At 74.1% G+C, this 15,093-nt stretch carries 8 protein-coding genes; 5 read left to right on the top strand and 3 right to left on the bottom strand.

The annotated features are described in order from the left end of the window. Window positions 1–43 precede the first annotated feature (43 nt). The 3 genes from prfB to ACFYPJ_RS00255 all read right to left on the bottom strand — a co-directional run bounded on the left by prfB (window position 44) and on the right by ACFYPJ_RS00255 (window position 4,403). Window positions 44–1,150: a peptide chain release factor 2 gene (prfB, locus tag ACFYPJ_RS00265; RefSeq protein ID WP_389008090.1), complete on the bottom strand. Its 1,107-nt coding sequence runs from the start codon at window positions 1,148–1,150 to the stop codon at window positions 44–46. A 100-nt stretch (window positions 1,151–1,250) separates the two neighbouring features. Then, window positions 1,251–2,483 (bottom strand): serine/threonine-protein kinase, encoded by a 1,233-nt coding sequence (locus ACFYPJ_RS00260; RefSeq protein ID WP_389008087.1) that lies wholly within the window; start codon window positions 2,481–2,483, stop codon window positions 1,251–1,253. 267 nt (window positions 2,484–2,750) lie between these two features. Then, window positions 2,751–4,403 carry a serine/threonine-protein kinase gene (locus tag ACFYPJ_RS00255; RefSeq protein WP_389008084.1) on the bottom strand — a complete coding sequence of 551 codons (1,653 nt, stop codon included), beginning with the start codon at window positions 4,401–4,403 and terminating at the stop codon, window positions 2,751–2,753. A 456-nt stretch (window positions 4,404–4,859) separates the two neighbouring features. On the opposite strand from ACFYPJ_RS00255, the gene ACFYPJ_RS00250 reads away from it, so the two are divergent. The 5 genes from ACFYPJ_RS00250 to ACFYPJ_RS00230 all read left to right on the top strand — a co-directional run bounded on the left by ACFYPJ_RS00250 (window position 4,860) and on the right by ACFYPJ_RS00230 (window position 15,021). Then, a complete protein-coding gene (locus ACFYPJ_RS00250; protein WP_389010029.1) occupies window positions 4,860–8,588 on the top strand; it encodes an FtsK/SpoIIIE domain-containing protein in 3,729 nt (1,242 codons plus the stop codon). A 363-nt stretch (window positions 8,589–8,951) separates the two neighbouring features. Further along, entirely contained in the window at window positions 8,952–10,331 is a 1,380-nt protein-coding gene (locus ACFYPJ_RS00245) for an ABC transporter substrate-binding protein (protein ID WP_389008081.1), read from the top strand. A 7-nt stretch (window positions 10,332–10,338) separates the two neighbouring features. Further along, entirely contained in the window at window positions 10,339–11,691 is a 1,353-nt protein-coding gene (locus tag ACFYPJ_RS00240; protein ID WP_389008078.1) for a carbohydrate ABC transporter permease, read from the top strand. Beyond that, window positions 11,688–12,596: a carbohydrate ABC transporter permease gene (locus tag ACFYPJ_RS00235; protein WP_389008075.1), complete on the top strand. Its 909-nt coding sequence runs from the start codon at window positions 11,688–11,690 to the stop codon at window positions 12,594–12,596. Before ACFYPJ_RS00240 ends, ACFYPJ_RS00235 begins: the two co-directional genes overlap by 4 nt. A 163-nt stretch (window positions 12,597–12,759) precedes the next feature. Next, entirely contained in the window at window positions 12,760–15,021 is a 2,262-nt protein-coding gene (locus ACFYPJ_RS00230; protein ID WP_389008072.1) for a CDP-glycerol glycerophosphotransferase family protein, read from the top strand. The last annotated feature ends 72 nt before the right edge of the window (window positions 15,022–15,093 follow it).

Below are 15,093 nucleotides of genomic sequence, written 5' to 3'. Positions count from 1 at the left end.
ATGGGCGGCAGTTGACAGGCACAGACCGACGTCTCTGCCGCTGCTACTTCTCCTGCTGCTTGCGCCAGCGGATCCCGGCCTCCAGGAAGCCGTCGATCTCGCCGTTGAACACGGCCTCCGGGTTGCCGACCTCGAAGTCGGTGCGCAGATCCTTGACCATCTGGTAGGGGTGCAGCACGTACGAACGCATCTGGTTGCCCCAGGAGTTGCCGCCGTCGCCCTTGAGGGCGTCCATCTTGGCCCGTTCCTCCTGCCGGCGCCGCTCCAGCAGCTTGGCCTGGAGGACGTTCATGGCGGTGGCCTTGTTCTGGATCTGCGACCGCTCGTTCTGGCAGGAGACCACGATGCCGGTCGGCAGGTGGGTGATGCGGACCGCGGAGTCGGTGGTGTTGACGCCCTGGCCGCCCGGGCCTGAGGAGCGGTAGACGTCGATGCGCAGCTCGGACTCGTCGATCTCGACGTGGTCGGACTGCTCGACGACGGGCAGCACCTCGACACCGGCGAAGGAGGTCTGACGGCGCCCCTGGTTGTCGAAGGGCGAGATGCGCACCAGCCGGTGCGTGCCCTGCTCCACGGAGAGGGTGCCGTAGGCGTACGGCACCTGCACGACGAAGGTGGTCGACTTGATGCCGGCCTCTTCGGCGTACGACGTCTCGTAGACCTCGGTCTTGTAGCCGCGCTGCTCGGCCCAGCGCAGATACATGCGCTGCAGCTTCTCGGCGAAGTCGGCGGCGTCGACACCGCCGGCCTCGGCGCGGATGTTGACGAGCGCCTCACGCGCGTCGTACTCCCCGCTGAGCAGCGTGCGGACCTCCATCTCGTCCAGCGCCTTGCGGACGTCGCTCAGCTCGGCCTCGGCCTCGGCCCGGGTCTCGGGGTCGTCCTCGGCCTCGGCCAGCTCGAACAGCACACCGAGGTCGTCGATCCGACCGCGCAGCGCCTCCGCCTTCCTGACCTCGGCCTGGAGGTGGGAGAGCTTGCTGGTGACCTTCTGCGCCTCGTCCGGGTTGTCCCACAGGGACGGCGCCGCCGCCTGCTCCTCAAGCGCGGCGATGTCTGCCCTCATCCGGTCGAGGTCCAGAACGGCCTCGATCGACTCCATGGTCGAGGAGAGGGACTTGAGCTCTTCGGATACATCGACGACTGCCACGCCCCCAGCGTAACCGCTGTGGCAACCGACCTCGGCCGCGCGTCCGCCCGCCGCCCGGTCGGCGCGCGGCGGGCCGGGCGATCGGCCGGGGTGGGGAAGGTCACGGCGCCGTTGACGTCTGGGTGCTCCCGGGGGTCCCCTCCGCGCCGTCGCCCGAGGTCGCGAGCCAGGCGCCGACGCCGACGGCCGCCGCGAGCACCACGCCCGCCACCCCCAGCGTCACCCGTCGGCGCCGGGCCGCCACCCGGTGCCGGGCCGAGCCGGGGCGCGGGGCACCCGCGGCCCGGGGTACCCGCGCGGTGCCCCGGGCGCCACCCGCCAGCTCGTCCGGCCCCGGCACCCGCATCGAGGTGTGGGTGTCCCGGTTGGAGTCCGGCTGAGCGCCGGGGACGAGCGACACCGAGCCGCGCCGCCGGGTCCGCTCGCCGGACGCCGGTGGCTCCTGCGAGGGCTCCGCGGCCTCGGGCGGCGCCACCTGGTCCGGCTCGTCCACCTCCAGCGGCGGCATGCCGGCCAGCAGCGGCAGCTGCTCCCGCAGCCGCGCCGCCAGCTCGGACGCGCGCAGCCGCGAGGCGGGCGCCTTCGCCAGGCACTGCACGATCAGCTGCCACAGCTCGTCCGGGATCCCCGGCAGCGGCGCGACCGTCTCGGTCACGTGCCGGCGCAGCACCGCTCCCGAGTGGCCGCCGCCGAACGGCGTGAACCCGGCCAGCAGCTCGTACAGCACCGTCGCGAGGGCGTAGATGTCGACGGCCGCGCGCGGCGGCAGCCCCTCCACGATCTCCGGCGCCAGATAGTCCGGGGTTCCGATGATCTTCGTCGCGCGGGTCCGCTTCGGGGAGTCGATCAGCTTCGCGACCCCGAAGTCGGTGAGCAGCGCGCGGTGCGAACCGCCGGGGCCGAGCGGCCCCTGCATGTCCAGCAGCACGTTCTCCGGTTTGACGTCGCGGTGCACGACTCCGGCCGCGTGGGCCGCGGCCAGTCCCTCCGCGACGTCCGCGACGATGGCCACCGCCGCCTCGGGGGCGAGCCGCCGCTCCCGCTCCAGGCGGGTGCGCAGGTCGGTGCCGCGCACCAGGTCCATGACGAGGGCCAGGTCGGTGCCGTCGACGACGAGGTCGCGCACCGACACCACGTTCGGGTGGCTCAGGCCGAGCAGCGCCGTGCGCTCCTGCACGAAGCGTCCGACGAGTTCCTGGTCGGAGGCGAGATCCTCGCGCAGCAGCTTGACGGCGACGGGCCCGTCCGGTCCCTCGCCCAGCCACACCGTGCCGGCGCTGCCCCGTCCCAGGATCTGGTTCGCGGTGTACCGGCTGCCGATCTTCCGTGTCAAGACTGCTCCTACAGACGCGTGTTGCCGACAAAACTACGCGTCCGCGGAGCCCGTGTTCACCGTGAAGGCCCAAATCACCCGCGAGGTGTCGACAAATCTCCAGACTGAGAGCCGAACGCTCCGCCGACCGGGCCGTGCCGCCGACCGGGCCGTCGTCCGTGCCGTGCCGTCGTCCTTCTGTCCGTCCATGTGCGACCCGTGGACGGCCGGGCGGTTTCCCGCGCCCCCATGCGCGCCCGTGGAGCGCGGTGGCCTCGCCCGGTCCGGTCAGGTGCCGCCGGAGCTGCCGCCCAGATCCTTGAACCACCCGGTGACGGTGTTGAACCAGTCGGTGAGCTGCCCCCAGTAGCTCTTGCCGGTCCCGATCCATTCCTGCAAGGGGCTCAGCTCCCACACCAGCCAGCCCGCCACGAACAGGATGATGATCGTGAACAGACAGCCCTTCAGACAGCCGAGTCCGGGGATCCGCATCGGGTTGGCGCCGCGCCGGCGCGGCTGCCGGGGCTCCGGCGCCGGGCGCTGCGGCGCGGCCGGGGCGGGCGGGGCGGGCGGCGCGTACTGCTGGTGGCGCGGCGCGGCGTGCGGCTGCGGCTGGTACTGCTGCGGCTGCTGGTACGGCTGCTGCTGATAGCCGCCGGGCGGCTGCTGCGGACGGGACACCTGCCGCTGCGGGCGGCGGCGCAGCGGGTCCTGGTCCGGGTCGAGGTACTGGACCTGCGTCTGCTCGTTGCGGTCGCGGGCCGCGCGCAGCTGGTTCTGCCAGGGGTGCGGCTCGTCGGGCCGGCCCGGTTGCCCCGGTTGTCCCGGGGGCACCGGCGGCATGACGGCGGTCGGGTCGGCCGCGCCGGTGCTCGGCAGGACCGCGGTGGGGTCGGCCGCGCCGGCCGGGCCGCCGGAGTGCGGCAGGACGCTGGTCGCGCCGTTCGGGTCGAACCCACCGGCCGGCGAGCCCGTCGGCAGCACCTGGGTCGGGTCGGCCGCCCCGGGCACGCCCGTCACGACGGTGGGCGACGGGTCGGCGGCAAGCAGCGCGCCGACGCCCTCGGCGGCGGCGATCTGGGCGGAGTTGGCGTGCACGCCGACGCCCTCGGCGACGACCCGCAGGCCGCGCGCGAGGTTCTCGGCGCTGGGGCGTTCGTCGGGGTTCTTGCGCAGGCAGCGCTCGATGACCGTCCACAGCGGGTCGGGCACGGTGGACGGGCGGCGCGGTTCGGCGCTCAGGTGCTGGTGCAGGACTTCGAGGGCGGAGCCGCCGGAGAACGGCGGGTGGCCGGTGACCAGCTCGTACAGCAGGATGCCGGCGCCGTAGATGTCGACGGCGGAGGTCTGCGGGCGGCCCTCGGCGGACTCCGGCGCGATGTACGCGGGCGTGCCGACGAACTCCTGCGTACGGGTGAGGCCCGGGGAGTCGGCGAGGCGCGCGATGCCGAAGTCGGTCAGCAGCGGGTGCATCTGGCCGTCGGACTGCTGGAGCAGGACGTTGGCCGGTTTCAGATCCCGGTGGACGACCCCGTCGGCGTGGCTGGCCGCGAGCGCGTCGGCGATCTGGGCGGTCAGCAGCGCCGCCGCCACGGGTGTGAAGGGGCCGTTCTCGCGCAGGTAGCGGTGCAGGTCGGGGCCCTCGACCAGGTCCATGACCAGGGCGAGCAGATCACCCTCGACGACGAGGTCGCGGACCCGGACGATGTTCGGGTGGGTGAGCCGGAGCAGGACGGAGCGCTCCCGCAGGAACCGCATCACGACATCGGCGTCGCTCGCCAGCTCCTCCTTGAGGACCTTGATCGCGACGGTCTCGCCGGGCTGGCCGGGCACGGCCGCCTCAGCGCCCGCCGCCTCCCTCTGGCGGGCTCGCCAGACCGTGCCCGTGGCGCCGCGTCCGAGCGGCTCCTCAAGCAAGTACTTGCTGCCTACCGGCCGCACGTCATGCGCTCCCTGTTGCTTGCGGGTGTTCCGAACCACTGTAGTGCCGCCCACCGAGGCGCCACATAAGCGTTCTCGACCATGTTCGAGGGTTCGTGGGTTCGTGGGTTCGATGGCTCGACGATTTGAGGATGCGACGGTCCGACGGTTCAACGGTTCAACGATTTTCGACAGCTCGAAGACCCGACGGTCCGAAGGAAAGACGCTCCTCTCGCTCTCCAGGTTGCCGAAAGGTCGCTGAAGCACGACATGGCCGATCTCACCCGGTCCCAAGTGAACTCCGGCGCAGTAATGGTCAGGCACTTTTAGGGGCAGAGCCGACCAATCAAGATCACTTGGCGCCGGGCCGCGGGCGAGCTGTCAGTGGCAGGTGCGAGGATGCCTGCAGTACTGGCCGATGTGCTCGTGTGGGGTGGGGGGAAGTCCGCGCCCGCGCAGAAGGGACCGCTGACGGCGATGCAGATCCGGCTGACCGTCGTAGACCCGTTGGGCCCGTCTCCGCGCCGGGGCCGCGCCGCGAGCCGCGACGTGCTGGTCACGGCGCCCGCCGGCACCGCCCTGGCCGCGGTGACGTCGGCCCTGGCCGCGACGGTCGCGGGCGACGGAGGCCCGGGCCGGGACCCGTCGAACACCCTGGTCGTGCTGTACGCCGGTGCCGAGCGGCTGGACGCCCGGCGCAGCACCCTCGGCGAACCGCCGCTGGTCGACGGCGCCGTGCTGGCCCTGGGCACACCGGCCGAGCCGGAGCCCCACCCGGAGCTGGACGACGCCCCGACGCAGTTGCACGTGGTCGCCGGGCCGGACGCGGGCGGGGTCCATCTGCTGCACGGCGGCCGGATCACCGTGGGCCGCTCCGCCGACGCCGACGTCCCGCTCGACGACCCTGACGTCTCCCGCCTGCACTGCGCCGTCACGGTCGGCGCGGACGGCCGTGTCTCCGTCGCCGACCTCGACTCCACGAACGGCACGGTGCTGGGCGGCACGCGGGTGGACGGCCGGCCGGCCGGCTTCCCGCCGGGCGCGCTGCTGCGGATCGGTGAATCCGCCCTGCGGCTTACGCCGTCCGCAGGGCCGGGCGCCCGGATCCGGACGGCACCCGACGGCGAGGGCTGCGTACGGGTGACCCCGCGCACGGGCAGCACCGCGGGCGGCGAGGGTACGGGGCTCCCGGGGAACGGCCAGGGCGGCCCGGGCGGGCGGACGGGGAGCGCGGCGACGCACGGGAGTGGTGCGGACGGCGTAAGCGGCGGATACGGGGGCGGCTCGGCGCACGGGGGCGGAAGCGGAGCGGGACGCGCGGGCGGGGCCGGTGCGGCGTACGGCGGGGCGGGCGCGTCCTCCGGGGCCACCCAGCATGCCTACGGCACCGCAGGCATGGGTGCCCCGGGCGCGGCTCCCCGGGCCCAGGAGCACCACCCGGCGGACATGCCGGTCGTGCCCGGGCAGGCCGGCGCACCGCGGATCGAGAACCGGGGCGGGGCGCGCACGACGCGCAGCCCGGACACCCACGTCGGCCGCTTCGGTTTCGGCGGTCCCGGCGGCCCGGGCCACCCGGACCCGGGATCCGGGCCGGCGCCCGACCCGTACGCCGCGGCGCACGGCGGACCGGACGGCCTGGCCCCGGACCCGCGCGCGCGGGCCGGGCACACCGAAGGCGCCCCGGGCACGCGCCCGCGCGGGGGCCACCCGGAGACCGGCCCGGACGCGGCGTACGCACCCGGTGCTCCGGGCGCCGACGCCCCGCAGGCCGACGGCCGCACCGGCACCCCGGTGCACGGCACCGACCTGCCGCAGGGCGGGCGCAGGCGCGGCGGCCTCGGCGCCTGGGCGCGGCGGCTGGCCGGGGGGCGCCCCGAACCGGCGGACGGCGGCCCGGGGCCGTACGACACGCAGCGGCCCGGCCCCGCCGACGACCCCTCGCCCGGCGGCCCGCAGCGCCCGGAGACCTGGCCGGACCCGGCGGCGCTGCTGCTGACCGCGCTGGGCCCCGGTCCGCGGCTGTGGGAGCGCGGGCCGGGCCACCCGCAGGCGCTCACGGTCCGGCTGGGCACGGCCGACCGGACGGCACCGAACGGCTCGGGGCCGCTGCTGCCCGCCGTCCCGGTCACCGCCGACCTGCGCGAGGCCGGGGCGCTGGGCCTGGCCGGACCGCGCCCGCGGCTGTCCGGGCTGGCCCGCGCGGTACTGGCCCAGCTCGTCGCGCTGCACTCCCCCGACGACCTCGAAATCGTCCTGATCAGCGCGGACCACTCGCGCCCCCTGGCGGAGCGCACCGCCGAGTGGTCCTGGCTCGGCTGGCTTCCCCACGTACGCCCCGGCCACGGCCAGGACTGCCGCCTGCTGCTGGCCTACGACCGCGAGCAGGCCGCGGCCCGCACGGAGGAGTTGCTGCGCCGCCTGGAGAGCCGTACCGGCGACACCCCCGCGGGATCCCACCCCTCCGCAGCCGGACCGGCGGCGCCGTACTCTTCCTCTCCCTCCGGCCACGGCGGAGAGGCGGCGGGCGGCTTCCCGGGTCCGTACACGGTCGTCGTCGTGGACGGCGATCCGGGCGGCGCGGGCCTGCGCGAGGTGGTGACGCGGCTGGCGCTGGCGGGGCCGCGGGCCGGGGTGCACGTGATGTGCCTGGCCGAGACGCCGCCCGCTCCGGCGCACACCGCCCTCCCGGCGGCCGGGGCGAACGAGGCGGTGAACCGGGCGGCCTACGAGGCGGCGTGCGAGGTCGCGCCGGCGTTTCGCGCGTGCGGGGCCATAGCGCTGCTCGGCGGTGACGTCGCGACGGCGCTGCACCTGATGCGGGTCGCCCAGCCGACCGCCGCGCCCGCCCCCACCAGCACGGCCGCCCCCCTGAACCACGCCGCGCCCGCCCCGCCCCACCACAGCTCACCCGCTCCACCGCAGCACAGCTCACCCGTCCCGGTCGGCCCCGGCGCGTTCGCCGCGGTCGACGCCGTTTCGCTCGCCTGGGCGGAGCGGTTCGCGCGGGCGCTGGCGCCGCTGCGGACGGACGGCGCCGTCGACGGGCACCGCGCGCGGGTGGCGGCGCCGCTGCCCCAATCAGCGCGGCTGCTGGACGAGTTGGGGCTCGCCCGGGCCACCCCGGCGTCGTTGATGGCGCGCTGGGCGGACGCGGCGGACGACACGGAGTCCCGGGGCGGCCGGGCCTGGGCGGTGCTCGGCGCCGGCCCGCGCGGCCCGCTCGGCACGGACCTGGTCGCCGAGGGCCCGCACCTGCTGGTCGAGGGCCCGCCCGGCAGCGGCCGTACGGAGTTGCTGCGCGCCCTCGTCGCCTCGCTGGCCGCCGCCGAACGCCCGGACCGGCTGGGCATCGTCCTGATAGACGGGCGGGACGGCGCCGGAACGGGCGGCGAAGGGCTGCGCGTGTGCACCGACATACCGCATGTCACCACCCATCTGACCGCCAACGACCCGGTGCGCATGCGGGAGTTCGCGCAGTCGCTGAGCGCCGAGCTGAAGCGGCGGGCCGAGTTGCTGGGGCGGACGGGGTTCGCCGAGTGGCACGCCCACGGCGGGGCGGCCGGCCGGATCGTCGCCCAGCGCACGCCGCCCGGCCGGCCCGCACCCGACGGCGGTGACCTCGATCCCCCGCCCACTACGACGATGCGGCTGCGCACCGCCGCGGCCCGGCGGGAGCCGGCCGGGGCGGCGGCGCCGCTGCCCCGGCTCGTGGTGGTCGTGGACGACCTGGACGCACTGGTCTCCCCGGCGCTCGGTGCGCCGGGCCGCCCCGCGGCGGGCTCGGTGCTGCGGGCGCTGGAGGCGGTGGCACGGGAGGGCGAACGGCTCGGCGTCCACCTGGTGGCGGCGACCGCCCCCGGCGGTCGTACGGCGGAGACGGAGCCGGCCCGGCGGGCGGCCCTCCGGGTCGCCCTGGACGCCCCGTCCGCGGGACCGGACGAACCGGCTCCGGGACGCGGGCGGTTGGCCACGGCGGACGGCCGCGTCACCGCGTTCCAGGCGGGCCGGGTGACGGGGCGCATCCCGCGGACGGCGACCCAGCGGCCCACGGTCGTCCCGCTGGAGTGGCACCGCATGGGCGACCCGCCGGCCCGCCGTCCGGTGCGTGAACTGGGCAACGGGCCCACGGACCTGGCGCTGCTGGCGAGTGCGGTGGAGCGGGCGGCCCGGGAGGTGTCGGCCGCGGAGGTCCCGTCACTGCTGTGACTCCGGCCGCCCTCGCCCGTGGCGCCACGGGCCTTGACCGCCACGGCCCTGGACCACTACGGCCTTTGACCGCCGCTGCCCTGAACCGCCACCGGCCGTGGCCACCCCTGCCCTGAACCGCCACCCTGAGCCCTCCTGAACCCCCAAGCTCCAGACGCCGCCGCCCCGGAGACGGGCCCCGCAGCCGATCCGTCCCGGATGCCCCGACACCGGGAACCGTGTGTAGGCGCAAGATCACGAGCCGGTCACGATCAGCCCGTTGACGCCGCAGGCGCTCTTGCCGCCCCCGAGCGGCCGGGCGTAGACCGTACGGCACGGGACAGCGCTCGGACGTTCAACGGCAGCACGAAGAACGGGGTAGTGATGCGCAACAGGAGCAGCACCGTCCGGACACACCGGGCCGTCAGCACACTCGCCGCCCTTCTCGCGGGGGCGCTCGCGCTCACCGCCTGCGGGGGCGGCGACGACAAGAAAAGCGGCGGCGCCGGCGGCGGTTCCGCCGGGACCGGGAGCACCGTCACCCTGCCGAAGCTGAACGGCGCGAGCCTGGAGGTCGCCGCCGTGTGGACCGGCGGCGAGCAGAAGAACTTCAAGCAGGTCCTCGCGGAGTTCGAGAAGCGCACGGGCGCCAAGGTCACCTTCGTACCGGCGCAGGACCCGATCATCAACTTCCTCGGCTCGAAGATCGCGGGCGGGAAGCCGCCGGACGTCGCGCTGCTGCCGCAGCCCGGCGCGATCAAGCAGGCGGTGGACAAGGGGTGGGCCAAGCCGCTGGGCGCCGAGGCGCAGGCGCAGCTGGCCAAGAACTACGCGCAGGGCTGGCAGGACATCGGCAAGGTCGGCGGCAAGCAGTACGGCGCCTACTACAAGGCCGCCAACAAGTCGCTGATCTGGTACAACGCCAAGGCGTTCGAGAACGCGGGCGCCCAGGAGCCGAAGACCTGGCAGGACCTGCTGACGGCGGCCCGGGCGGTGTACGACTCCGGGGTCACGCCGTTCTCGGTCGGCGGTGCCGACGGCTGGACGCTCACCGACTGGTTCGAGAACGTCTACCTCTCCCAGGCGGGCCCCCAGAAGTACGACGAACTGGCCCAGCACAAGATCAAGTGGACGGATCCCTCCGTCAAGGAGGCGCTGACCACGCTCGCCCAGATCTGGGGCAAGAAGGACTACATCGCGGGCGGCGCGAACGGCGCGTTGCAGACCGAGTTCCCGGCCTCCGTCACCCAGACCTTCACCGGCGGCGACCAGCCGAAGGCGGCGATGGTCTACGAGGGCGACTTCGCGCAGGTCAACATCGGTGAGACCAAGGCGAAGGTGGGCACGGACGCGAAGGTGTTCCCGTTCCCGGCGGTGGGGGACGCCACGCCGGTGGTCTCCGGCGGCGACGCGGCCGTCGTCCTGAAGGACTCGAAGGCGGCGCAGGCCCTGGTCACCTTCCTGGCCTCGGCGGACGCGGCGACGATCCAGGCGAAGCTCGGCGGCTACCTCTCCCCGAACAAGAACGTGCCGGACTCGGCGTATCCGAACGAGGTGCAGCGCACCATCGCCAAGGCGCTGATCGCCTCCGGCGACGACTTCCGCTTCGACATGTCCGACCAGGCCCCGCAGGCGTTCGGCGGCACGCCCGGCAAGGGCGAGTGGAAGGCCCTCCAGGACTTCCTGAAGAACCCGTCGGATGTCGCGGGCGCCCAGGCGCAGTTGGAAAAGGGCGCGGCGGCCGCCTACGGGAACGGCGGCTGAGCCGGCGATGGCGTCGGCCACGGCGGCGGGCGGCCCACCGGCCCCCGCCGCTCCCCGCAGCCGTAAGAGCGTGACCGGCACCCGCAGGGCCGTGGCAGTCCTCTTCCTGCTGCCCGCCCTGGTGCTGCTCGGCGCGCTCGTGGTCTACCCGATCGGGTACTCGCTCGTCCGCAGCTTCTACGACTCCTCGGGCGGCGGATCGGCCCGTTTCACCGGATTCGACAACTACCGGGCCCTGTTCACCGACGACGGCATCCGCACCGCCCTGAAGAACAACATCATCTGGGTGGTGTTCGCGCCGGCCGTCTCCACCGCCCTCGGGCTGGTCTTCGCGGTGCTGACCGAACGGGTGCGCTGGGCAACGGCGTTCAAGCTGGTCGTCTTCATGCCGATGGCGATCTCGATGCTGGCGGCCGGGATCATCTTCCGGCTGGTGTACGACCAGGACCCGGACAAGGGCGTCGCCAACGCCGTGTGGGTGGGTGTCCACGACACCTTCGCCCAGTCGTCGGCGTTCCCGAAGGCGCACCCGGGCCGTGAGTCGCCGCTCAGGCCGGACGACGGCGGCTTCGTCACGTCGGCGGCGGTCCGCGCCGGTACGCCGGTCACCCTGCCGATGGTGGGTGTCGCCCCCGACCGGATGCCCGGCGACGCGCGCAGAGCGGTGGCCGCCGGGCCCGAACCGGGGAAGGTCACCGGCACGACCTGGCAGGACTTCACCCGCGGCAAGGGCGTCGGCAGGCTGGGCGCCCCCGACCCGTCCGAACTCGGCTACGCCGGGATGAAGATCGAGGCGGTGAAGGACGGCAAGGTGGTGGCCGCCACGAAGGCCGCGGCGGACGGCACGTTCACGCTGCCCGCGGCGGCCGACGGCGCCCTGCTGCGGCTCCCGGCGGACAACTTCGAGGAGCCCTACAACGGCGTCGACTGGCTGGGCCCGTCGCTGGTGACCCCGGCCGTCATCGGGTCGTACGTATGGATGTGGGCGGGTTTCGCGATGGTGCTGATCGCGGCCGGGCTCGCGGGGATGCCCCGGGAGCTGCTGGAGGCCGCGCGGGTCGACGGGGCCAATGAGTGGCAGGTGTTCCGCAGGGTCACTGTGCCGCTGCTCGCGCCGGTCCTCGGCGTGGTCGTCGTCACCTTGATGATCAATGTGCTGAAGGTGTTCGACCTGGTCTTCATCATCGCGCCCGGTTCGTCCCAGGACGACGCGAACGTGCTGGCCCTGGAGCTGTACCGGAAGGGCTTCGCGGAGGACCGGCCCGGCGTCGCGAGTGCCATCGCGGTGTTCCTGCTGCTGCTGGTGATTCCGGTGATGTGGTTCAACATTCGGCGGCTGCGGCGGGAGGGGCGGCGATGACGACGGATGCGGCAGGTGTCGGCAAGGCGGTCCCCGGCCCGGCGGTGCGGGCCAGGCCCTCGCTCGGCTCGCGGATCGCCGAGCGGCTGAGCGGCGGGCTGGTCCGCGCGGTCCTGATCGTGGTCGGCCTGTTCTGGCTGATGCCGACCATCGGGCTGCTCGTCTCGTCCCTGCGCTCGCCCGAGGACATGAGCGCGGACGGCTGGTGGAACGTGTTCGCCCAGCCGTCCCGGCTCACCCTCGACAGCTACCAGAAGTTGCTGGAGAACGGCGACATCACGGGCTCCCTGGTGAACACGGCGCTGATCACGGTCCCGGCGACGGTCCTGGTCGTCGTCATCGGCGCGCTCGCGGGCTATGCCTTCGCGTGGATGGAGTTCCCGGGCCGCGACTGGTGGTTCCTGACCGTGGTCAGCCTGCTGGTGGTGCCCGTGCAGGTGGCGCTGATCCCGATCGCCGAACTCTTCGGCAAGGTGGGGCTGTTCGGGTCGATCTTCGGGGTGGTGCTGTTCCACGTCGGCTTCGGTCTGCCGTTCGCGGTGTTCCTGCTGCGGAACTTCTTCGCGGAGATCCCGCGGGAACTGCTGGAGGCGGCCCGGCTGGACGGCGCGGGTGAACTGCGGCTGTTCGCCCGGGTGGTGCTGCCGCTCGGCGGGCCCGCGGTCGCCAGCCTGGGCATCTTCCAGTTCCTGTGGGTGTGGAACGACATGCTGGTGGCGCTGGTGTTCAGCGATTCCGGTTCGCAGCCGATCACGGTCGCCCTGCAGACCCAGGTACGGCAGTTCGGCAACAACATCGACGTGCTGGCGCCCGGTGCGTTCCTGTCGATGGTGATCCCGCTGGCGGTGTTCTTCGCGTTCCAGCGGCAGTTCGTGTCCGGGGTCATGGCGGGCGCGGTCAAGTAGCCGCCGGGCGACGGCGGACGGAGATCCTGTGGGAGGCGGGCCGGTGCCGGCCCGCCTCCCCGTGCGTGCGGAGGTCCCCCGTATGCCGTACGGGCCGTAACCACGTCACTCCACCGGCCGTTCCCGGGCAGAACGCCCGCGCCGAGCGACCCATGGATGTGCCGTGCCCAGGTTCAGTGTCATTGTCCCCGCGTACCAGGTCCAGGCGTACCTCCACGCGTGCCTGGACTCGGTGCTCGCGCAGTCGTACCCGGATCTCGAACTGATCGTCGTGGACGACTGCTCACCCGACGCGAGCGGGGCGGTCATCGACGAGTACGCGGCCCGGGACGCGCGGGTCCGGCCGGTGCACCTGTCCGAGAACCGGGGGCTGGGCGGCGCCCGCAACGCGGGCATGGAGTGCGCGCGGGGCGACTACCTGGTCTTCCTGGACGGCGACGACACCCTCACCCCGGGCGCGCTCGGCTCGATCGCCGACCGGATCGAGCAGACCGGCGAACCGGACGTCCTGGTCTACGACTACGCGCGCACCCACTGGACGGGCGAGACGGTCCGCAACCGGACCGCCGCCGAACTCACCGAGGACGGCCCGGCGCCCTTCCGGCTGACGGACCGGCCGGGGCTGCTGAACGTCCTGATGGTCGCCTGGAACAAGGCGTGCCGCAGGGAGTTCGTCGAGGCCGCGGGATTCGCGTTCCCGCCGGGCTACTACGAGGACACGCCCTGGACGTTCCCGGTGCTGATGTCGGCACGGTCGATCGCGACCCTGGACCTGGTCTGCGTGCACTACCGGCAGCGCCGCACCGGCAATATCCTCTCCACCACCAGCCGCCGGCACTTCGACGTCTTCGAGCAGTACGACCGGGTCTTCGCGTACGTCGCCGAGCGGCCCCGACTCGCCCGCTGGCAGCCGGTGTTGTGGCAGCGCATGGTGGACCACCTGGCGACGGTGTACCGCAGGCCGGACCGGCTGCCGCGCGGCGCCCGGGCCGAGTTCCTGCGCCGGGCCGGCGCCCACTACCGCCGATACCGTCCGGCCGGCGCCCCGGTGCCGCCGGGCTCCCGGCTGCGCCACGCCCTGGTCCGGCTGGGTGCGCACCGCACCTGGCGCACGCTCCGGGCGGCGGCGGCCCTGTACCGGCGTACGCGTGGGCTCGCCGCCGGGCTCCGCGAGGCGGTGCGCACCGGTGTCCTGCGGCTGCACTACCGCGTCCAGCGGTGTCTGCCCGTGCGCGCCGACCGGGCGGTGTTCGCCGCGTACGACGGTCGCGGTCACGGCTGCAACCCGGGTGCGCTGGAGGCCGCGTTCCGCGTGTACGCCCCGCACGTCCGCACGGCGTGGATCGCCCGGCCCGAGCACCGGCACACGGTCCCGCCGGGCACGCGCCGGCTGCGGCCCGGCTCCGCGGCCTACTGGACGGCGCTGGCCCGCGCCAAGTACCTGATCGACAACTCCGCTCTGGACCCGCGGCTGGTCAAGCGGCGCGGGCAGGTCCGGGTGCAGACCCGGCACGGCACGCCGCTCAAGCGGACCGGCCTCGATCTGCACGACCGGCCGGCCGCCGCCCGCGGCACGGACCCGGCGGCGTTCCTGGCCGACGTCGACACCTGGGACTACGTCCTGTCCGCCAACCGCCACTCCACCCTGACCTGGGAGCGCGTCTGCCCGGGCCGCTACACGACGCTGGAGTACGGCTACCCGCGCAACGACGTCTTCCAGAAGGCGACCTCGGCGGACGTGTCCCGGCTGCGCGAGCGGCTCGGCGTCCCCGCGGACGCGGTGGCGATCCTCTACGCGCCCACCCACCGCGACTACCGGCGGGCCCAGCCGCTTCCGCTGGACCCGCGGCGGCTGCTGCGCCGGCTGGGTCCGCGGTTCGTACTGCTGGTGCGCGCCCATCCCGGGCACCCCGGGCCGCCGGCCGGGGGCGGGCGCGTCATCGACGTCAGCGGCCACCCGAGCGTCGAGTCCCTGTGCCTCGCCTCGGACGTGCTGCTCACCGACTACTCGTCGATCATGTTCGACTACGCCAACCTGGACCGGCCGATCGTGATCCACGCCGACGACCAGGAGGCGTTCGAGGCGGCCCGCGGCACCTACTTCGACCTGCGGTCCTGTCCACCGGGGGCGTTGGCGCACGGCGAGGACGAACTGGTCGACATCTTCGCCAGCGGCCACTGGCGCGGCTCGCGCTCGGCCCAGCTGCGGGCCGCGTTCCGGGAGCGGTTCTGTCCGTACGACGACGGACGCGCCGCCGAGCGGGTGGTCCGGCACGTGGTGCTGGGCGAGTCCGCGGGGCTGCCGCGCATCACTCCGCTCGCCCGCCGCCACCCGGTCCCCTCCGCGTCCTCGGCCCCCGCCCACCCCTCCTCGGCAACCCTTCCGCAACCTTGCGGACCGCTCACCGTCACCGAACACCGCTGAACGCCGTTCCCCCTACGGGAGTTCCCATGCCCCGCAGCACCTCGCGGCCCACCCCGAGCCGGCCGTCCACCT

The sequence above is a fragment of the Streptomyces sp. NPDC006012 genome, from assembly GCF_042871185.1.
Classification (GTDB): domain Bacteria; phylum Actinomycetota; class Actinomycetes; order Streptomycetales; family Streptomycetaceae; genus Streptomyces.
The sequence above is the reverse complement of the archived record's forward strand: the minus strand, read 5'-3'. Positions and strand labels throughout refer to the sequence as shown.